This window comes from Mesorhizobium kowhaii (assembly GCF_042431665.1).
Classification (GTDB): Bacteria; Pseudomonadota; Alphaproteobacteria; order Rhizobiales; family Rhizobiaceae; genus Mesorhizobium; species Mesorhizobium kowhaii.
Map to the genome: position 1 here is coordinate 59,306 of NZ_JBHLYT010000010.1, position 19,594 is coordinate 78,899.

General features: G+C 63.3%; 22 protein-coding genes. 10 read left to right on the forward strand and 12 right to left on the reverse strand.

Features of this window, described 5'->3' with window-relative positions; translation table 11 throughout:
• The 5 genes from ACFFNA_RS11230 to ACFFNA_RS11250 are packed head-to-tail and all read left to right on the forward strand — an operon-like array spanning nucleotide 1 to nucleotide 4,410.
• Nucleotides 1–1,386, forward strand: a complete 1,386-nt coding sequence (locus tag ACFFNA_RS11230; protein ID WP_378918179.1) for an aminotransferase family protein — start codon at nucleotides 1–3, stop codon at nucleotides 1,384–1,386.
• Nucleotides 1,386–2,312 carry a 3,5-dioxohexanoate:acetyl-CoA acetone transferase gene (kce, locus tag ACFFNA_RS11235; RefSeq protein ID WP_378918181.1) on the forward strand — a complete coding sequence of 309 codons (927 nt, stop codon included), beginning with the start codon at nucleotides 1,386–1,388 and terminating at the stop codon, nucleotides 2,310–2,312. The genes ACFFNA_RS11230 and kce overlap by 1 nt, the downstream gene beginning before the upstream one ends.
• 38 nt (nucleotides 2,313–2,350) lie before the next feature.
• A complete protein-coding gene (locus ACFFNA_RS11240; RefSeq protein WP_378918183.1) occupies nucleotides 2,351–2,860 on the forward strand; it encodes a 2-thiouracil desulfurase family protein in 510 nt (169 codons plus the stop codon).
• Between the two features lie 3 nt (nucleotides 2,861–2,863).
• Nucleotides 2,864–3,385 carry a GNAT family N-acetyltransferase gene (locus ACFFNA_RS11245; RefSeq protein ID WP_378918185.1) on the forward strand — a complete coding sequence of 174 codons (522 nt, stop codon included), beginning with the start codon at nucleotides 2,864–2,866 and terminating at the stop codon, nucleotides 3,383–3,385.
• Nucleotides 3,382–4,410: a histone deacetylase family protein gene (locus ACFFNA_RS11250; RefSeq protein ID WP_378918187.1), complete on the forward strand. Its 1,029-nt coding sequence runs from the start codon at nucleotides 3,382–3,384 to the stop codon at nucleotides 4,408–4,410. Before ACFFNA_RS11245 ends, ACFFNA_RS11250 begins: the two co-directional genes overlap by 4 nt.
• 15 nt (nucleotides 4,411–4,425) lie before the next feature.
• Here the strand turns inward: ACFFNA_RS11250 and ACFFNA_RS11255 are convergent, their stop codons facing one another.
• From ACFFNA_RS11255 to ACFFNA_RS11265, 3 genes are all read right to left on the reverse strand, one after another.
• A complete protein-coding gene (locus ACFFNA_RS11255) occupies nucleotides 4,426–5,694 on the reverse strand; it encodes a cysteine desulfurase-like protein (RefSeq protein WP_378918189.1) in 1,269 nt (422 codons plus the stop codon).
• Between the two features lie 48 nt (nucleotides 5,695–5,742).
• Entirely contained in the window at nucleotides 5,743–6,810 is a 1,068-nt protein-coding gene (locus tag ACFFNA_RS11260; RefSeq protein ID WP_378918191.1) for an aldo/keto reductase, read from the reverse strand.
• 119 nt (nucleotides 6,811–6,929) lie between these two features.
• Nucleotides 6,930–7,403, reverse strand: a complete 474-nt coding sequence (locus tag ACFFNA_RS11265) for a hypothetical protein (protein ID WP_111542585.1) — start codon at nucleotides 7,401–7,403, stop codon at nucleotides 6,930–6,932.
• A gap of 395 nt (nucleotides 7,404–7,798) precedes the next feature.
• On the opposite strand from ACFFNA_RS11265, the gene ACFFNA_RS11270 reads away from it, so the two are divergent.
• Nucleotides 7,799–7,963 (forward strand): hypothetical protein, encoded by a 165-nt coding sequence (locus ACFFNA_RS11270; protein WP_023810361.1) that lies wholly within the window; start codon nucleotides 7,799–7,801, stop codon nucleotides 7,961–7,963.
• A 58-nt stretch (nucleotides 7,964–8,021) separates the two neighbouring features.
• On the opposite strand, the gene ACFFNA_RS11275 is transcribed toward ACFFNA_RS11270, so the two are convergent.
• A complete protein-coding gene (locus ACFFNA_RS11275) occupies nucleotides 8,022–8,528 on the reverse strand; it encodes a DUF1993 domain-containing protein (protein WP_378918194.1) in 507 nt (168 codons plus the stop codon).
• Between the two features lie 139 nt (nucleotides 8,529–8,667).
• Between ACFFNA_RS11275 and ACFFNA_RS11280 the strand changes: the two genes are divergently transcribed.
• Nucleotides 8,668–9,714 carry a DUF1176 domain-containing protein gene (locus ACFFNA_RS11280; protein WP_378918196.1) on the forward strand — a complete coding sequence of 349 codons (1,047 nt, stop codon included), beginning with the start codon at nucleotides 8,668–8,670 and terminating at the stop codon, nucleotides 9,712–9,714.
• Nucleotides 9,715–9,742: 28 nt separating this feature from the next.
• Here the strand turns inward: ACFFNA_RS11280 and ACFFNA_RS11285 are convergent, their stop codons facing one another.
• From ACFFNA_RS11285 to ACFFNA_RS11315, 7 genes are read right to left on the reverse strand one after another with little or no spacing between them, the layout of a single operon-like run.
• Entirely contained in the window at nucleotides 9,743–10,633 is an 891-nt protein-coding gene (locus tag ACFFNA_RS11285; protein WP_378918323.1) for an alpha/beta hydrolase, read from the reverse strand.
• A gap of 33 nt (nucleotides 10,634–10,666) precedes the next feature.
• A complete protein-coding gene (locus ACFFNA_RS11290; RefSeq protein WP_378918198.1) occupies nucleotides 10,667–12,277 on the reverse strand; it encodes an NTP transferase domain-containing protein in 1,611 nt (536 codons plus the stop codon).
• Entirely contained in the window at nucleotides 12,274–12,978 is a 705-nt protein-coding gene (locus ACFFNA_RS11295) for an XdhC family protein (protein WP_378918200.1), read from the reverse strand. The genes ACFFNA_RS11290 and ACFFNA_RS11295 overlap by 4 nt, the downstream gene beginning before the upstream one ends.
• Before the next feature lie 6 nt (nucleotides 12,979–12,984).
• Nucleotides 12,985–13,323 (reverse strand): XdhC family protein, encoded by a 339-nt coding sequence (locus ACFFNA_RS11300; protein ID WP_095085542.1) that lies wholly within the window; start codon nucleotides 13,321–13,323, stop codon nucleotides 12,985–12,987.
• Nucleotides 13,324–13,383: 60 nt separating this feature from the next.
• Nucleotides 13,384–14,628, reverse strand: a complete 1,245-nt coding sequence (locus ACFFNA_RS11305; RefSeq protein WP_111542497.1) for a vWA domain-containing protein — start codon at nucleotides 14,626–14,628, stop codon at nucleotides 13,384–13,386.
• Between the two features lie 3 nt (nucleotides 14,629–14,631).
• Nucleotides 14,632–15,561 carry an AAA family ATPase gene (locus tag ACFFNA_RS11310; RefSeq protein WP_095085532.1) on the reverse strand — a complete coding sequence of 310 codons (930 nt, stop codon included), beginning with the start codon at nucleotides 15,559–15,561 and terminating at the stop codon, nucleotides 14,632–14,634.
• Entirely contained in the window at nucleotides 15,558–16,085 is a 528-nt protein-coding gene (locus tag ACFFNA_RS11315) for a flavin reductase (RefSeq protein WP_111542498.1), read from the reverse strand. Before ACFFNA_RS11315 ends, ACFFNA_RS11310 begins: the two co-directional genes overlap by 4 nt.
• Before the next feature lie 179 nt (nucleotides 16,086–16,264).
• Between ACFFNA_RS11315 and ACFFNA_RS11320 the strand changes: the two genes are divergently transcribed.
• Nucleotides 16,265–17,338 carry a branched-chain amino acid ABC transporter substrate-binding protein gene (locus ACFFNA_RS11320; protein WP_378918325.1) on the forward strand — a complete coding sequence of 358 codons (1,074 nt, stop codon included), beginning with the start codon at nucleotides 16,265–16,267 and terminating at the stop codon, nucleotides 17,336–17,338.
• Nucleotides 17,338–18,363 carry a P1 family peptidase gene (locus tag ACFFNA_RS11325; protein WP_378918203.1) on the forward strand — a complete coding sequence of 342 codons (1,026 nt, stop codon included), beginning with the start codon at nucleotides 17,338–17,340 and terminating at the stop codon, nucleotides 18,361–18,363. Before ACFFNA_RS11320 ends, ACFFNA_RS11325 begins: the two co-directional genes overlap by 1 nt.
• Nucleotides 18,364–18,372: 9 nt before the next feature.
• On the opposite strand, the gene ACFFNA_RS11330 is transcribed toward ACFFNA_RS11325, so the two are convergent.
• Nucleotides 18,373–18,627, reverse strand: coding sequence for a DUF2171 domain-containing protein (locus ACFFNA_RS11330; protein WP_378918205.1), 255 nt, complete (start codon nucleotides 18,625–18,627; stop codon nucleotides 18,373–18,375).
• 236 nt (nucleotides 18,628–18,863) lie between these two features.
• Here ACFFNA_RS11330 and ACFFNA_RS11335 point away from each other — a divergent pair, with 236 nt between their 5' ends.
• Nucleotides 18,864–19,586, forward strand: coding sequence for a DUF2259 domain-containing protein (locus ACFFNA_RS11335; protein WP_378918206.1), 723 nt, complete (start codon nucleotides 18,864–18,866; stop codon nucleotides 19,584–19,586).
• The last annotated feature ends 8 nt before the right edge of the window (nucleotides 19,587–19,594 follow it).

Consider the following 19,594-nt stretch of genomic DNA (forward strand, 5'->3'; position numbering starts at 1 on the left):
ATGTCGAAAGTCCAGACCGCCGCTCAAGACACTGACGCCCGGCGAGAATCGCATCTGTTCTATCTCTCCAGCCTGCGCCGGCCATTGGTCGATCGCACCGAGGGCATCTACATCTGGACGCAGGATGGTCGCCGCTTCATCGACGGATCGAGCGGCCCGATGGTCGCCAATATCGGCCATTCGAACCGCAATGTGCTCGACGCGATGAAACGGCAGATGGACCGCGCCACCTTCGCTTATCGGCTGCATTTCGAGAATGAGCCGGCGGAGGAGCTGGCACGCGAACTGGCCGGCAAGCTGCCCGAGGGCATGGACCGCATCTTCTTCGTTTCGGGCGGCTCGGAAGCGACGGAGTCCTGCATCAAGCTGGCGCGGCAGTGGGCGGTTGCCACCGACCAGGCCAGCCGCTGGAAGGTGATCACGCGCTTCCCTTCCTATCATGGCGGCACGCTGGGTTCGCTTTCGATCACCGGCGACGATGCGCTGGCCGAAACTTTTACGCCGATGATGCGGGTGATGCCGACCGTGCCGGCGCCGACGGCCTGGCGCGATCGCGACAACCTTTCGATGGAACAGCGCGGCATCCGCTACGCCGACATGCTGGAGGAGAAAATCCTGGCCGAAGGTCCGGAGAGCGTGGTTGCCTTCATCATGGAGCCGATCGGCGGTGCCGCCACCGCCGCCCTGGTGGCGCCGGACAGCTATTATGCGCGCATCCGCGAGATCTGCGACCGCTACGGCATCCTGCTCATCCATGACGAAGTGATGAGCGGCGCCGGCCGTACCGGCAAATTCCTCGGCGGCGACCATTGGAACTGCAAACCCGACATCGTCGCGCTGTCGAAGGGGCTGGGCTCGGGCTATGCGCCGCTCGGCGCGCTGGCAGCGCCCATGCGGCTGGTGCAGCCGCTGCTTGCCTCCGGCGGCTTCCAGCACGGCCACACCTATGCCGGCAATCCGCTGGCCTGCGCCGCCGGCCTTGCCGTGCTCGGCGAAATGGACCGGCTCGACCTGATCGCCAATGCGGCTGCGATGGGCGATGTGCTAATGGACGGACTGAAGGGGCTGGCCAAGCGGTTTCCGTTCATCGCCGACGTGCGCGGCAAGGGCCTGCTCACCGGGGCTGAGATGGTTGCCGATCCCGAGACGCTGCGGCCGATCGACCAGAACAAGAAAGCCACACAGCGGCTGCTCGACCTCGCCTATGAGCGCGGGTTGATCATCTATGGCCGCAGGGTCAAGGGTGGCGTCGACGGCGACAATTTCATGGTCGCGCCGCCAATGATCGTCACCAGGGAACAGGTCGGCGAGATCGTCGCCATCATCGGCGACTCGCTGGAGGTTCTGGCCGCCGAGCTCGACCTGCCGGTGGAAGGCCAGGGGTAATGGCGCCGCGAAAAGTCATCATCACCTGCGCCATCACCGGCTCGGTGCACACGCCGTCGATGTCGCCCTATCTGCCGGTAACGCCGGACCAGATCGCCACCGACGCGATCGCGGCCGCCGAAGCCGGTGCCTCGATCCTGCATCTACACGCCCGCGACCCCAGGGATGGACGGCCAACCGCCGATCCGGACGTGTACATGCAGTTCCTGCCGCGCATCAAGCAGGCGACCGATGCGGTGATCAACATCACCACCGGCGGCTCGTCGCTGATGACGCTGGACCAGCGGCTGGCAGCCCCTTTGCGGGCCGAACCCGAAATGTGCTCGCTCAACATGGGCTCGATGAACTTCGCGCTGTTTCCCATGCTCGACAAGCCACGGGAGTGGCAGCAAGAGTGGGAGCCGAAGCTCCTGGAAGCCACGCGCGACACCATCTTCAAGAACACCTTCGCCGACATGGAGGGCGTGCTTGAGCGGCTGGGCAAGGGCTGCGGCACGCGATTCGAATTCGAGTGCTACGATGTCGGTCACCTCTATTCGCTGGCACATTTCCGCGACCGCGGGCTGGTGTCGGGACCGCTGTTCATCCAGTTCGTGCTGGGCATATTGGGCGGCATCGGCGCCGATCCGGACAATCTCGTCCACATGAAGCGGATCGCCGACAAGCTGTTCGGCGACAGCTACCAGTTCTCGGTACTGGCCGCCGGCCGCAATCAGATGCCGCTGATCTCGATTGCCGCGGCGATGGGCGGCAACGTCCGGGTCGGGCTGGAAGACCTCTATGACGGCCGCCAACTGGCGAAATCCAATGCCGATCAGGTGCGCCGCATCCGTGGCATTCTCGACGGGCTGTCGCTGGAGGTTGCCACGCCCACCGAAGCGCGCGACATGCTGGCACTCAAGGGCGGCGACCGGGTGGCGTTCTAGGGGGTGCTGGAGGTCGAGTGGCAAAGGGAGGAGCTGATATGGAAAGGGTTCTCGTTTCAGCCTGCCTGCTCGGCAGCAAGGTTCGCTACAACGGCTCCTACCGGCTCAACGACCATCCCGCTCTTGCGCGATGGCAGGCAGAGGGGCGGATCGTGCAGATCTGCCCGGAGGTTGCCGCAGGCTTCTCCACGCCACGTCCTCCGGCGGAAATTCGAGGCACAGGCGACGGCCGCGCAGTGCTTCACGGCCAAGGCCAAGTGGTCGAGCAAACGGGAAACGATGTGACCGGCCTCTATCTCGAAGCCGGGCAACTCGCGCTCGATCTCGCCCGAGAAACAGGGTGTCGGTATGCGGTTCTTACCGACGGCAGCCCGTCCTGCGGCAGCAGTTTCATCTATGACGGGAGTTTCAGGGGTAACCGGGTGGCTGGCCATGGCACGACCACCGCGCTGCTGGAAGCGAACGGCATTCGCGTCTTTTCGGAAGACGGCATTGACGAGCTTGATGACCTTTTGACCAGACCGGGTTCGGCCGGCGCCGCGGCCTGATCCATGCGAGAGAAAGCCCAAGCCACCGACACCGTTATCCGGCCCGGCCGCATCGACGATGTCGATGCCATCCACGCGGCGATCCTGAAACTCGGCACGCACATCGGCGCGCCGGAGCAGATCACCTCGACAGCAGACGATCTCAGAACCTACGGCTTTGGCGAAAAACCCGCCTTTTCCACCCTGATTGCCGAGGTGGACGGCGAATTCGCCGGTCTCTGCCTCCATTTCCCGATCTTTTCGACCTGGATGGGGCGGCCTGGCGTCTATGTGCAGGACCTCTATGTCGAGGACCGATTTCGTGGCCGCAAGATCGGCGAGCGCCTGCTGCGGCACGTTGCGGCACAGTGCCGAAAGGAAGGCGGCGTCTATCTCCGGCTGTCCGTCGACACCGACAATGAGGGCGCCAAGGCGTTTTATGAAAGGCTGGGCATCGCCTGGTCGAGCTACGAGCAGACGCAGAAGATCATCGGCGATGCCTTCCTTGCTTTCGCCGACGCGCCGCAGAATGGGGAGCAGGAATGAAAGCCTTCTATGCCGAGGAACAGAAGCGCCATGACCCCAAGGCCTTTCTTTCGAGCGGTGCGGCGAAGCCCAATCCGGAAATGCCCGAACGGGTCGAACGATTATTAGCCGGCGCAACATCTGCCGGCTGCACCGTCGAGCGACCGCGTAATCATGGGCTCGGCCCGGTCGCGGCGGTGCACACGCCCGAATATCTCGACTTTCTCGAGCATATCTTCGAGCGCTGGCAGCGCATCGAAGGTGCGTCGGCGGAAGTGATCCCCAACATCCATCCGATCGCGCGGTCAGGCAGCTATCCGGCCTCGGCGGTCGGCCAGGCCGGCTATCATATGGCCGACACCGCTTGCCCGATCTCGGGTGAGACATGGCAGAGCGCGCTGTGGAGCGCCTGGAGCGCGGTCGAAGCCGCTGAAGCCGTGATATCAGGCACGCCGGCCGCCTATGCGCTGTGCCGCCCGCCCGGCCACCATGCCTTTGCCGACGTTGCCGGCGGCTTCTGCTTCATCAACAATTCGGCGGTCGCCGCACAGACCTTGCGCAAGCAGGCGGCGCGCGTGGCGATCCTCGATGTCGACCTGCATCACGGCAATGGTACGCAAGGCATCTTCTATGCGCGGCCGGATGTGCTCACCGTGTCGCTGCATGCCGATCCGGTACGCTTCTATCCGTTCTTCTGGGGCCATGCCGACGAGCGCGGCGAAGGTCCGGGCCTCGGCTATAACTTCAACCTGCCGCTGCCGCGCAAATCCGCCGATGCGGCGTTTCTCGAAGCGCTTGCGGTGGCGTTCCAGCGTATCCGTGCCTTTTCGCCCGACGCGCTGGTCGTGGCGCTCGGCCTCGACGCGTTCGAGGGTGATCCGTTCGGCGGGCTTTCGGTGACGACACCAGGCTTCTCACGCATTGGCGAGGCCATCGCCAAGCTCGGCCTGCCGACGGTCATCGTCCAGGAAGGCGGCTATCTCTGCGACGAACTCGGCGACAATCTCACCGCCTTCCTCACCGGTTTCGGTGGCAAGGAGCGCTGAGGATCCAGACTGGCGTCAGGAGCGCTGCTGCCTGAGCATAGCGATCACCCGATGCACGCTCTCCAGCGTCTCGTCGATTTCGGCTGCCGTGTTGTAGTGGGCGATGCCGATGCGCACGACACCCTGTTCGGCCGGAATGCCGAGCTGGTGGACGATCTCCCAGGCGTAGTTGTGGCCGGACCACAGGAAGATGTTTTCGGCATTCATCTGCCGAACGATCGTCTCCGGCACGATGCCGCCGACGGTGAAGGACACCGTCGGCACGCGCTCGGCGACCCGCTTCGGATCGGTGATGCCGTGGATCGTCAGGCCTGAGATGTCTGACAGGCCGTCGATCAGCCTCTGCGCCAGCCGGTTTTCATAGGCGATCGACACCTCGAACGCTTTGGCGATCTTCTGCCGTCGCGACCCACCCTCGCCCGCTGCCGCACCCAGTTCAGAGAAATAGTCGACCGCGGCCGTGAGGCCGGCCATCAGCTCGATCTGCGGCGTGCCGAGTTCGAACCGCTCCGGCAGGCCATTCGAAGAACAGCGGCATTTGTAGGGTTTCAGGCCATCGATGATACCGCGCCGGCCCCACAATATGCCCATATGCGGACCGAAGAATTTGTAGGCCGAGCAGATCAGGAAATCGCAGCCGAGATCCCTGACGTCGATCAGGCCGTGCGGCGCGAACTGCACGGCGTCGACATAGACCAGGGCGCCGGCATTCCTGGCGATGGCGGTCAACGCCTTCACCCGGTTGATCGAGCCGGTCAGGTTGCTGGCGTAGTTCAACGCGACCAGCCGGGTCTTCTCCGTGAGCAGCGCGGCCAGCACCGCCTCTTCGACCTGCCAGCTCTTTTCGTCGAACGGCAGCCAGCGCACCACCAGGCCAAGGTCCTCGGCCAGTTGCAGCCATGGCGACACGTTGCCCTCATGGTCCATGCGGGTGAGGATGACCTCATCGCCGGGCTTCAGCGTGCGGCCGAGCGTGCGCGACATGTGATAGGTCAGCGTCGTCATGTTGGCGCCGATGATGATTTCCTCAGGGCTTTCCGCACCGAGGAAATCGGCCATCGCCTGATGCGCCTCGTCGACGACGGCCTGCGCGGCAATCGTGGTTTCGAAATAACCGCCAAGGTTGGCGTTGGTGGTCAAAAGGCAGCGCGACACAGCGTCCGCGACTGCCTGTGGCACCTGCGTGCCGGCCGGGTTGTCGAGATAGATGCGCCGCCGCCCCTTGTCGGCCAGCGAGAGGGCCGGAAACCTTCCACGCACTGGCTCGATCGGAAAATCCACCATCGTCTCCACCCCTCTGTCATTCCTGGATAATTCTACCCCCGGAGCCGTTCAAGGACAGGGATTGCCGACGCGCTGATGGATCGCGTCCACCGCCTTCTGCATCTCTTCGGTCCAGACGACATCAACCGAAGACAACGCCATGTCGAGCTGCGCAAGAGTGGTCGCGCCAACGATGTTCGCGGTGACGAAGGGCCGGCTCGAGACATAGGCATTGGCAAACAGTGCCGGCTCCAGGCCAAAGGAACGCGCCAGCTCATTGTATTCGAGCTGAGCCTCGGCTGCGTTGGGGGTCTCGTAGCGCTGGCCGCGGTTGAACAGCTGCGTACGCGACCCCGGCGGGCGGGCGCCATGGTCGTATTTGCCGGTCAGGTATCCCTGCGCCAGCGGCGAATAAGGGAGCAGCGACACCTGCTCGCGCTCGCAGACCTCGGCGAGATTCACCTCGAAGGTGCGGTTGACGAGATTGTAGGCGTTCTGGATCGACGCGACGCGGGGACCGATCCCTTTGTCAGCCTCGGCAAGAAACCGCATCACGCCCCAGGAACTTTCGTTCGACAGGCCGAAATGGCGGATCTTGCCGACCTTCACCAGTTCATCGAACACGGCAAGCGTCTCGGCGATCGGCGTTTCGTCGGTTGGTGCGCCCACAGAATCGGCTCGGCGCGGTACGGCGCCGACGCGCGTCGGGTTGGCGCCCCAGGGAATGTCCCGTTCCGGCCAGTGGATCTGATAGAGGTCGAGATAGTCGGTGCCAAGCTTGGCCAGCGATTTGTCGATGGCATCAAAGATGTCGGCGCGCACCAGTTGCGACGGCCTGTCGCCGCGGAACCAGCCGTTGGCCGTGCGGCCGACGACTTTAGAGGCCAGGATCACCTTGTCGCGGTTGCCTTTGGCCTTCATCCAGCTGCCGATGATCTTCTCGGTCCGCCCTTGCGTCTCCGCCTTGGGCGGGATCGGGTATAGCTCGGCGGTGTCGATGAAATTGACGCCGCGCGAAAAGGCGAGGTCCATCTGGGCGTGCCCATCGGCCTCGGTGTTCTGCTGGCCCCAGGTCATGGTGCCCAGGCAGATCTGGGTAACAAGAAGATCGGTCCGACCGAGACGGCGTTTGTGCATGGACTTCTGCTCCGGAGGGAAAGCTTGCGTGGCGGCGCGGGAAGGAAGCCGCATCTATAGGGAAAGCAGAGGCGCTCTCCAAGCCTCGCCAGACCGACTTTTACGTGAACCAGCGGCGTTTAGCGGCGGGCGCCGGCCAGCGCGCGGCGCTTGGCCTCGTCGATCAACATGTTGGCCACCTGCATGCGGATCATGGCGCGCTGGCGCAGATGCGGAGCGACACGGTCTGGATGGTTGGCGAAGGCAAAGCTGCGGCGCATGCGGCCAAAGTCGGCGACCTGCTTCGGCTGATTGAGGCCAAGTTCGACGGCAATGGATTCCGGATCGATCGGCGGCAGCTTTTCCTCGGGCTTTAGCTCTTCGCCAGCGAGAGCCAGTTTGGCATGATCGAGCAAAGCAGCGAATTCGGTCGCCAGATCGGCGCCGGCCTCTCGATATTCGGTGGCAAAGCCGCTGCCCGATACCTTGATGCGGCCGGAATGGAGTTCCTCCGCCACAGAGAGATAGTCGAACGGTATGGACGGACGAGCGCTGGTCTCTTCGCCCTCAATTGCGTCGCTCTTGTCGGAGGCGACGAAAAGGTCGTCGAGCAACGAAGCGAAATCACGCTTGGCGCCAGTAGCGATGTCAGCCTCCTCCTTGCCCGACTGTGCAAGCTTCAGACCATAGAACCGGCTCGTTAAAAATGCATGCCACCGATGTTAACGAATTTAGCCGTTGCCTGGTTCGACGCTAGCGCATTCGCAATCCCAAAACAAAAAGCCGGACTGCATTTTCAAGCAGTCCGGAATTCGCCAGGAGTGGCGAGGAAAACCGGCTATGTGCCAGCGTTCAAGCGTACGATGCGCGTCGGGCAAAAGTTTCACCCGCTCGCAAAAGTATGTTCAAAAAAGTCACCAGCGCATGGCTGGCATGCAAATGCTGCACTGCACAATTGTCACAATTCACCTATATTGGCAGCCGTGGAGGACCAACCAGGGGCTGAATCATGGGTTTCTTCACTGAAATGTTTGCCCGACCGCGGCCGCAGGAACATCTGAGATACCGCTCGGCGCTCGCACTGCTTCATTCGATGAGCAATGCCGACCGAGCCGACATCGGCATCAAACCCGCCGACTTTCCGCGCATCGCCCGCGAAATGTCCATTCGCTAAATATATACGCCGCGAGATGTCCCGGATCCGTCCGGGACATCTCGAACATCTCAATTCCTCAGCGCGCGCCCAGGAATGTCGCCTTGCCCAACGGCACGCCATTGTGGCGAAGGATGTCGTAAGCCGTGGTGAGGTGGAAATAGAAGTTGGGCATGGCCACATGCAGCAGATACTGCAGGCCGGGCATCGAGGTTTCGCGCCCGCCAAGCTTCAACTCGATCACCTTGTCATCCGAACCGTCGAACTCAGCAGCTGAAAATGTCGCCAGCAGGTCCAGGGTCTTCGTGATGCGCGCCTGGACATCGGCAAAACTCGCCTCGTTGTCCTCGTATCTCGGCACTTCGCGGCCGGCGAGCCGCGACGGCGCACCCTTGGCATGGTCGGTGGCGATCTGCACCTGCCTGGTCAGCGCATACATGTCGGGCGCCAGCCTGGAGGTCAGAAACACCTGCGGGTCGATCTTGCGCTCAAGCGCATTCTGTTCGGCTGCCGCCAGTATGGTGGAAAGGGCTTTCAGCCTCTCCGAAAACACAGGCACGGATGCCTCATACATCGATATCGTCACGTCAAATCTCCTATCCAGCCGGAACGCCGGCGGACGGACGTAGCGCCTTCAGGCACGATTCTTCAAGCACCACCAGCGCCGCGTCACCACGTTGCCGCAATCGCCATAGTAGAATCTCCTCATCGAGCGGAGATTCCCGATGAGACGCGCCCTTTTCGCAGCGACTGCCTTTCTCTCCCTTGCTACAACCGGCCAGACGGCACTGGCAGCCGACGATACCCCCGAAGCGCCCTATGTCGACGATCGATCAAGCGCCGACGCCGTCGTCCGCTCACTTTACAGCGCCATCAACCGGCATGAATTCGCCCGCGCCTGGGGTTATTTCGGCGATACAAAGCCGGCAAAAGACTTCGACAGTTTCGTCAAGGGCTTTGACGGCACCGACAAGGTCGAGACCGGAGCGGTTTCAGACGAAGGCGCCGCCGGCAGCATTTTCTACAACGTCCCTGTCGCCATTCGCGCCACCGACAAGACCGGCGGCGAAAAGGTCTTTGCCGGCTGCTATACGCTGCGCCAGGTGAATGCCCAGATCCAGGCGGCGCCGCCTTTCGATCCGATCCATATCGAAAAAGGTGCGCTGAAACCCTCCACCGCCGATTTCGAGGAGGCGCTGCCGCCAAGTTGCGGCGACGGGCCGCCGCCACCGAAGAAGGACACGGCACTGGAGCAGGCCAAGAAGGCGTTCCTGGCGACCTATGGCGACCAATGCGACAAGCAGTTCCTGGCCGATGAGCCGACCGTTTTTTCGATCAAATACAAGGACAAGGATGCGGCGCCCGGCGATCCCGACAAGGAAACGCGGCTGTTCCATTTTTCCTGCTCGGCCGCTGCCTACAATGAAAGCTCGATCTACTACATGACCGACGAGGTGTCGGGCGTGCAGCAATTGCAGTTCGCCGAACCCAAGATGGACATCCGGTACGAGAACAATGACAGCGACGGCAAATTGCTGGGCATGAGCATCGTCGGCTTCCAGACGTCCGGCTGGGCGGTCAATTCCGACTATGACGAGGAAGCTCACACGATCACCACTTTCAACAAGTGGCGCGGCATCGGTGATGCATCCGACGCAGGGACGTATCTGTTCCGCAATGGCAATTTCTCGCTGGTCCAGTTCGACGTCGATGCGTCCTATGACGGCGAGGAAAATCCGCAGACGGTTGTCGACTACAACACCGCGCCATGAGCGTTGGACGGGCTTGCCCGCACGCCGATCACGGCGCCTTGGACAGCATCCAGTTGAGCGTGCCGCGCCAGTCGGTCATGCGGATCGGCGTGCCGTGGGTGCCAGTCTCGAAGCGAACGAAGCGGGTCGGATAGGTCTTCGATTTGGCCAGGATGGAGCGAAAGAAGGCTTCCTGGTTTGCCACGGGAAAGACCACGTCATGGCTGCCCTGGCCGAAGAAGACCGGCACGCGACGCTTGAAGGCGGGACTGGCGAAAAAACTCTCATCCCACAGCGAGCCGAGCAGCAGCAGGCCGTTGATGCGACCCCCGGTATCCTTGCGGGCGGCAAGTTTCCAACACAGGGCGCCGCCCATCGAGCCGCAGGCGACGAAGATCTTCGCGCTGGGCGATTGTTCGGCGTAGTGGTCTATCAGTGCCGCCACCTGGGACGCGCCGGTGTCGCCGAAATCGGGAAAGTCCGGACTGAGATAGAGGCCGCCATTGCCAGCCATCAGGTTCTTGAGCCGGTTGAAATTGCCGCCAAAAGTGAAGTCGTCGACGCCTTGCTTGCGGCTGCCGCCCTGCCCGTGCAGATAAAGCACGATGACGCCGGCGCCCTCGGTCTTGCCGACGGCAACATGCCTAACATCGCCGGCATCGGTCTTCAGCAGCAGATCCTGCTGCACCTTGCGCACGCTGGTGTCGGTGTATTGGGCGTGCACCCGGCGCTCGGGCACCTCGTCACGCTGGTTGATGTCGCGTGGCTCGCGGTAGTCGAGGACCGTGTAGGCGCCGTTGGTGTCGGACGAGAGCATAGCCGGATAGGCGAAGAGATCGTCCTTGAAGGGTTTTAGCGACAGCGGCTGACTTTGAGCGACCGTCGACAACAGGGCTGTCGCGGTTACAAAGACACAGAGAAATCGGAAGCGGAAAGACATGCCAGCAGGCATGCGTTTTTCAGCTTCGGTTTGTCAATCCTGCAGCACGCCGCCGGCGTCTTCCAGCGCTTCGCGAGTGTCGACATCGACGGACGCCCCTGCCCCGATCTCGACATCGATGACATCGAGCCCTTCGGTCTCAACCAGATGGCGTGCACCGGTGTCGCCTTCCAGATGGGCGATCGCCGGAAACAGCGAGCGCGGCAAGAGCACCGGGTTGCCGCGCTTGCCGTCGTGCGAGGCGCGGACGACCGAATTGCCGCCGGCCTTGCGGAACGCATCGATCAACCGGTCGAGATCGTTCGACGAGACACCCGGCATGTCGCCGAGAACGATCATCACACCGGCGGCGTCTTCGGGCAGATAGGCAATGCCGGCTTTCAGCGACGTGGACAGGCCGTCGGTGAAATCGGGATTGTCGGCGAAGGTCACATCCAGCCCCGCCAACGCCGCGTGCACCCGCTCGCGCTGGTGGCCGGTGACGACAATCGTGCCCGAGGCCTTCGAGCCGAGCGCGCGCTCGGCGGTGCGGCGCACCAAAGGCTTGCCATCGAACAGCGCCAAGAGCTTGTTCGGCCCGCCCATGCGGCTCGACCGGCCAGCCGCCAGAAGGACGATGCCGACCTTGAGCTGGCTTTTGGGTGGCAGCGGTTCACGCGGCTGCGGCCGGGTCGGGATTTCCATCAACAGCCCGCCGACGCCCATGCCGGCGATATCCTTGGCGGTCACGTCAAGGCCAGCGATCAACCGGTCCAGCACCCAGTCGAAGCCGTTCTCCTTGGGACTGCGGGCGCAACCGGGCGCACCGATGACGCGCTTGCCACCGAGCGTGCCGAGCACCAGCAGGTTGCCGGGATCGACCGGCATGCCCGCGCGGATAACAGTACCACCCGCCCTCTCGATCGCCGCCGGAACGACATCGGCGAAATCACTCATCGCCGAGGCGCCGAAGATCACCACCATGTCGTTGTCGCGCGCCAGCGAAGCCGCGGCCTCCGCCACCGGCGCGATCTCATGCGGCGTGCGGCGCTCCGCTGTCAGCCTGCCGCCGGAGCGCGCCAGCCGCGCTTCGGTGACGCGCAGCGTCTTGTCCAGAACGCTCGGCTTGATGCCCGGCAGAACGGTCTGGATGACGCCGACACGCACCGGCTGATAAGCATTGACGGCAAATATCTCGCCGCCGGCGCAGATTTTCTTGACCGCATCGACCAGCGCAGAGCTGACCGCGAAAGGAATGATCTTCACCGTCGCGACCATCTGGCCCTTCTCGACTGGTGCATGCTGGGCCAGCGTGGCGATGGTGATGGCGGGATCGACGGCGTTGATGGCGTCGATCATCGCGGCATTGACGGTGAAGATACCCGCTGACCCGGCATGGAGATTGACCCGCCCGGTCGCGGCCGACCGGGCGTCGATGCCGCGAAAGGCCATGCTCTCGGCTATTTCCTGCGCGGCGGCGTCCTCGCCGAGGTCGTCGGCAGCCAGCACGGCCGCAACGACCTGCGTGACACCTGCCACCTTGAGCACCGAGACGTCTTCGGCGTTCAACCTGTGCGCCTTGCGGAAGCGCCGCTCTCCGGCCGTGGTGGCATGCGCCAGCACTGCACCTTCAGCCGCTTCGATCGGGATCGGGCCGAATTTCACGCCGCCACGCCCTTGGCTTCCAAGCCGCGCGAGCGGAAGGCATGAACGACCTGCGCCAGCACCGCGACAGCGATCTCGGCAGGGCTGGCAGCACCAATGTCAAGCCCGATCGGCGCGTGGATGCGGGCGATCTGGTCGGCGCTCGCGCCCAGCGCCAGCAATCGTTCGACGCGCTTGGCGTGGGTTTTGCGGCTACCGAGCGCGCCGACATAGAAGCACCTGGCGTCGAGCGCTGCCTTCAGCGCAAAATCATCGACCTTCGGATCGTGGGTGACCGCGGCAAGTGCCGTGTAGCTGTCGAGCGGCTGGCGTTTCAGCACATCCTCGGGCCATTCGGCATGCAGGGCGACATCGGGAAAGCGGTCTGATGTGGCGAAGGCGGTGCGCGGATCAATGATCTCCAGGGGATAGCCGGCGATCCTGGCCATCGGCGCCAGCGCCTGGCTGATGTGCACGGCGCCGATCACCACCAGCCGCGGCTGCGGCAGATGCGCGTTGAGAAAGAAGGTCCGCCCCTCGGCGTCGACCGAACCGGAATTGCCGGTGCGGAACGCCTTGGCGATCGCAGCGCCGAGATCGCCGGCAACCGGATCGCCTTCGCGCACGATACGGTCGCGGCCGTCACCGAGATCGGTGACAAGGATCGCCGCGCGGCGGGCGCGGCGTTCGGCATTCAACGTTTTAAGCGCATAGGGGTCCATAAAAGGTCAGCCCAATCTTTCAACATAGACCTTGATCCGGCCGCCGCAGGACAGGCCGACCTGCCAGGCGGTTTCGTCGGCAACACCGAACTCCAGCATCCTGGCCTTGCCTGTGTCGATGACATCGATCGCTTCGGTGACCACCGCGCCTTCGACGCAGCCGCCCGAGACGGAGCCGTGGAAATTGCCGTCGGCGTCGATGACCAGATGGCTGCCCACGGGGCGAGGCGCCGATCCCCAGGTCTCGACCACCGTGGCGATGGCCACATCCTTGCCGTCCTTCATCCAGCCTTCCGCGATGATCAGCGGGTCGCGGGCCTCATCGAGATAGATGCTGTTTTCCATGATCGCTTCTCTCAGAGTCTGTTTTTCAGAGGGAAACATGTTTTCCCGGGAAAGATATGGTTATGCGGCGTGCCTCGTGCCAGCGTCCAGCCATCGGCGCGGATCGACAGACTGCGCCGATTTCTTGTCCAGCGATGCGCAGAGATCGGCGAGTGCATCGAGATTGTGCACCGAGCGGAATTCGTCGACATGCGGCAGCATCGCCTTGACGCCGCGGGCGCGCGCCTGGAAACCGTCGAAGCGCAGCAACGGGTTCAGCCAGATCAGCCGCCGGCAGGATTTGTGCAGGCGCTCCATTTCCTCCGTCAGGCCGGCGACATCGTCGCGCTCCAGCCCGTCGGTAATCAAAAGCACCACCGCGCCCTGCCCCAACACGCGGCGCGACCACAGCCGGTTGAACTCTGCCAGCGTATCGCCGATGCGGGTGCCGCCCGACCAGTCCTTAACCGCCGCCGAACAGTCGGCAAGTGCTGCATCGGGATCGCGATGGCGCATCTGCCGGGTCAGGTTGGTCAGCCGGGTGCCGAAGACGAAAGTGTGCACGCGCCGGCGCTTTTCAGTCAGCGCATGCAGGAAATGCAGGAAGATGCGCGTGTATTGGCTCATCGAACCGGAAATGTCGGCCAGCACCACCAGCGGCGGGTGAACCTCGCGCGGTGAGCGGAATTTCGGCAGGATCAGTTCGCCGCCGGTGCGCGCGGCCGAACGCATCATGGCGCGCGGATCAATGCGGCGGCCATGCGCATCGGCCTTGAAGCGCCGGGTCCGCACCATGTCAAAGGGCAAGCGCAGCTGCGCAATCGCCTTCCTGGCGTCGGCCATCTCGGCGGCGTTCATCTGGGCAAAGTCCTTGCCGCGCAACACCTCGTTTCCGGAGAAGGTGAAGCGGGCGTCGACCTCGATTTCGGGGATTTCCTGCGTCGGCTGGTTCTTCTGATGGCCCTCGAACATCGCCTGGCTGACGCGGTTCTCCGCGGCGCGCGGCTTCTGCTTCTCCCTGGTGTCGGGCGCCACCGGCGAAAACATCGCCAGCATCTTTTCGATCAGCTCACGCGACTTCCAGAACAGCCGAAAGGCTTCGTCGAAAGTGGCATGATCCTCGTGCCGCGACACCAGCACGGCATGTAGCGTCCAGTAGAAATCGTCGCGCGAACCGATGCCGGCGACGAGCACCGCCTCGATGGCGTCCTTGACCGAGGCCGGTCCGACCCGCATGCCGGCCTTGCGCAAGGTACGGGCGAAATAGACGATGTTGTCGGCGATGCGTCCGTCCGCTGTCGCCTCTTTCGGTTCGGGGCGCGGCATCGCCTACTCCGCCGCCGAAAGCTCGGCCTTCACCTCGTTGAGGATGCGCCGGCCTTCGCCCTGTTCGATCCGGGCAATGTCGTCCTGGTATTTCAACAACACGCCGATCGTGTCGGAGACGGTTTCCGGATCGAGCGCCACCTTGTCGAGTTCCGTCAGTGCGCCGGCCCAGTCGATGGTTTCGGCGACGCCCGGCACCTTGAACAGCTCGATCTGGCGCAGCTTCTGGATGAACGAGACCACCTCGGCCGAAAGCCGTTGGTTGGCCTGCGGCACCTTTCGGCGCACGATCTCCAGCTCGCGCTCGGCATTGGGATAGTCAACCCAGTGATACAGACAGCGCCGCTTCAGCGCGTCGTGGATCTCGCGGGTGCGGTTGGTGGTGATGATGACGATCGGCGGTTCTTCCGCCTTGATCGTGCCGAGTTCAGGCACTGTCACCTGGAAATCGGACAGGATTTCGAGCAGAAAGGCCTCGAAGGCTTCGTCGGTGCGATCGAGCTCATCGATCAGGAAGACCGGCGCGGCACCCGTCTTGCCGGTCAGCGCATCGAGCACCGGGCGACGGATCAGGTATTTTTCGGAGAAAACATTGCGCTCCATGTCGGAGCGATCGACCTTGCCGGCCGCCTCCTCCATGCGGATCTCGATCATCTGCGCGGCATAGTTCCACTCGTAGACGGCAGACGAGACGTCAAGACCTTCGTAGCACTGCAAGCGGATCAGCCGACGGCCAAGCGCCTGAGCCAGCACCTTGGCGATCTCGGTCTTGCCAACACCGGCTTCACCTTCCAGGAACAGCGGCCGCTTCATGCGCAGCGACAGGAACAGCACGGTTGCCAATGACCGGTCCGCCACATAGTCCGCGCCGGTCAGGAGATCGAGCGTCTCGTCGATCGTCCGCGGCGCGGCGCGCGGTTTCAGCTCGTTCATTCTTTCTCCGTGAACGCCGGCGCTCCGCTGTCCAGAACGTGGTAGCCGCGGGCGTGGTAGATCAGCGGCCGCAAATTATCGCCGATGCGCAGGCCTGTCACCTTGCCAAAAAGCACACGATGCGTGGCCAGATCCTTGGTGTCGATCAGTTCGCAGTCAAACACCGCGAGCGCGCCCTTCAGCGTCGGCGCGCCGGTCGAAATCACGTCCCATTCGCCGAGCGCGAAACGCTCCTCGACCGGCAGGCCGGTGATGCCGGAAAATCCGACCGAGAGCGGTTCCTGGTGCGAAGCCAGCGTGTTCAGGGCAAATCTGCCGTTTTTCACGAACGGCTCATTCTTGGGGTTTTCACTGTTGAGGCAGACCAGAATCGTCGGCGGCGTGTCCGATACCGAACAGGCCGCGATCACCGTCGCGCCGCGCTTGCCCGCCGGCCCATCGGTGGTGACCACATGGACGTGGCCCGCAAAATGGCTCATCGCGTCGCGATAGGCCTGCGGCCCAATGTCATTCTTCTTCAGCACGGGAAATTGTCCATAGCCAGAACCCTACCGCTATATATGGCCACATACGACATGCCACAAGCGAAGTGCTTGGCCCATATCGTGAAATTCGCGTGTTGCACCAAGGCCGGCCAGCCTTTAGGTCTTGGCGGAGTTGGCGCCTGCGGGATGTCGCCAGCTTGGAGGGATTCTTCACCAGGATGCGCCCCAGGGTAACGATATCTGCCGCACTGGCCTGGCTGTTCATGGCCAGCGTCGCCAGCGGCCAGACGCTGCTGGTTGGCGTGGCCACGCCTTTGTCCGGACCATCAGCCATCCTCGGTAAGCAGATCGACACCGGCACCGGTCTCGCAGCCGAAGCGAATGGCATCGAACTCAAAACCGTCGATGACGCCTGCACCGCCGATGGCGGCGCCGCCGCGGCCAGGGAATTCGTGGCGGCCAAGGTCAACATCGTGGTCGGCTTCCTCTGCACCGACGCGATCGAGGCGGCGATGCCGATCCTGAAAGACGCCAACATTCCGGTCATCACCGTTGGCGTGCGAACCGAAAGCCTGACCGACCGGCGCGCCAAGACCGGCTGGCCGGTCTATCGACTCGGGCCACGCGGCGACGATGAGCGCAATGCGGTCGCCTCCAACCTAACCCATCTGTGGCAGAACGAATTGTTCGCCGTCATCGATGACGGCACCATCTACGGCCGCGAAATCGCCGAGACGCTTCGCGCAGCGGCCGAGCAGGCGGCGCTGAAGCCGGTTTTCGTCGACACGTTCCGGCCGCAGCTCGACAACCAGATCGGCCTGGTCGGCCGGCTGAAGAAGGCCGGGGCGACGCATGTCTTTGCCGGTGGCGACGGCGACGACATCGCCATCATGGGCCGTGACGCGGCGCAACTCTCTGCCGGTCTCGTATTCGCCGGCGGGGAAAATCTGCGCACACCGCCCGGCGATGTGCCCTATGCGACGGGCACGCTGATGGTCGCGCCGCCGGAATGGGCCGACGTCGCCGATCCAAAAGTGCTGGAAAGCTTCTCCGCACAGAAGATCGTGCCGGACGGCTACACGTTGCCGGCCTATGCGGCGGTCGAGATCGCCAAGGCAGCGTCAGGCTTGTTCGAAACTTCAGGCAAGCCGCTGGCCGACGCGCTGACCGGGCATGATTTCACCACGGCAATCGGGCCGATCCGCTTCGACGCGAAAGGCGACCTCAGCCAGAGCCCCTACCGCGTCTTCCGCTTCGACGGCACGCGTTTTGCGCCTTTGGAAAGCAACTGATGTTTCGCACCGGCCCGCGCAATCTGATCACCGACGTTACCGGCCTGCGCGTCGGTAACGCTTCCGACGCCAGGCTGAAGTCGGGCGTCACGACCATCCTTTGCGACGGCCCGGCGGTGGCCGGCGTCCAGATCCTGGGCGGTGCACCGGGCACCCGCGAGACCGATCTGCTCGAACCGCACAATTCGGTCGAGGCAGTCCACGCCGTGGTGCTTTCAGGCGGCTCGGCTTTCGGCCTCGATGCGGCATCCGGCGTGCAGGCGGCGCTGCGCGAGCACGGCATCGGACTCGAAGTCGGTGGCTTTCGCGTGCCGATCGTGCCGGCGGCGATCCTGTTCGACCTGCGCAATGGCGGCGACAAGGATTGGGGCCGTTATCCACCCTACCGCGACCTCGGCTATGAAGCCGTGCAAGCCGCCACCGCCGATTTCCAGCTCGGCACGATCGGCGCCGGCACCGGCGCGCTCACCTCGGGGTTGAAGGGCGGCCTCGGCTCGGCCTCGACGCTGCTCGACAATGGCATCACCATCGGCGCGCTGGCGGCCGTTAACCCGACTGGCTCGGTGACCATCAGCCAAACCCGGCATTTCTGGGCGGCGCCATTCGAAATCGGCGACGAATTCGGCGGACTTGGCTATCCCTCGCCGATGCCGGACGACGCGAAACGGATCCTGTTGAAATACCGCGACAAGCGTGTCGGCGGACAGATGGAGACCGGTGGCAACACCACCATCGCCGTCATTGCCACGGATGCGGTTCTCACCAAGGCCGCCGCAAAACGACTGGCGATATCAGCGCATGACGGGTTCGTGCGTGCCATCTGGCCGACGCACACGCCGGCCGATGGCGACCTGGTGTTTGCGCTGGCGACAGGCACGAGTGGTGTCGAGCTTTTGGCCGACGCGGCAATCGATCTTTATGCCGCGGCCGGTGCCACCATGGCGCGCGCGATCAGTCGCGGCGTGTTTGCCGCGACGCCTGCCGATGACGACTTGTTTCCGGTATGGTCGTCGCGCTTGGGGTGAAGCAGCCGATCAGACCGGATCGGACTTTTCTTCCTCGAAGGTCACCGCGACATCGGAATTCGCCGACAGCCACACCTTCTTGCCATCGACCTCTGCAACCAGAGCCAAGGAAATGTAGTGGTGATGGCCCTTGTGAGCGCCCTCGCCGCTGTCGACCTTGGTCAGCTTGATCCGCTTCCCGTCGACCTTGTCGACGGTGCCGACATGCACGCCATCTGCGCCGACGACTTCCATATGCTCACGAATTTTGCTGGTGTCGGTCATGGTGGTTCTCCATTGGGATTGCCGACAATAACAAATGAGGGGCCGATTGGATGCATCGGCTTTCGGACTGGACGACGTTTTGATTCCGCCGTGCTAATGCATGTCGCCCAAAGTGGTCCCGGTTTTGGGAGAACGACATGCATAGAAAGAAAGACCTAAAGCGCGTCGCCTGAATCCGCTCAAACGCGACGCGCTTTAGGGGATTGAAACGATCACGGCTGCCGGAGTGAAAACCGATGCGACTGCTCTTCCTGTTTGTCGTTTCCCTGCTTGCACAGTCTGCGACGTCGATCGCCCATGCCGGCGATGTCGCCGAACTCGAAATCCTCGGCTTCACCAAGGACGGCGGCGTCTTCGCCTTCGAGGAATATGGCGTCCAGGACGGCTCGGGATTCCCTTATGCCAACCGCTACTATATCGACACGAACGACGACAGCTTTCTCAAGGGAACGCCGATCAGGGTCCGGATCGACGATGAGAATGCCACGCTCGAAGCGGCCCGCCTCGAGGCCCGGCAGAAAGGCGAAGCGATCGTCAAACAGGCTGAGCTAACCGCAAACAAGGGCATCACCGCAGGCTTCAACCCGGTGACCGAGCTTTCCGCCGATCCGCACCGGATGGCGGTCAACCCACGCCCGATCTTTTCGCCGGTCGACCAGCCGCTCGAATTCCGGCTCGACGAGATCGGCATGAACAACACCGAAGGCTGCGAGAGCCAGGGCGAGATCAACGGCTTCCGGTTGCTGCGCATCGAGGCGCAGGATGGCGGTACGACCAAGCTGCTGCACGAGGACAAGTCCATCCCCAAGAGCCGGGGGTGCCCGAACGGCTACCGGATCGGCGCGGTGCAGACATTTTCAATGGACAGTCTCAGTGGCTATGCGGTGCTGATCACCATGCGCCAATATGGCTTCGAGGGGCCGAACTTTCGCTGGATCGCAGTGACCGGCCGCCTGTGACACTGCTT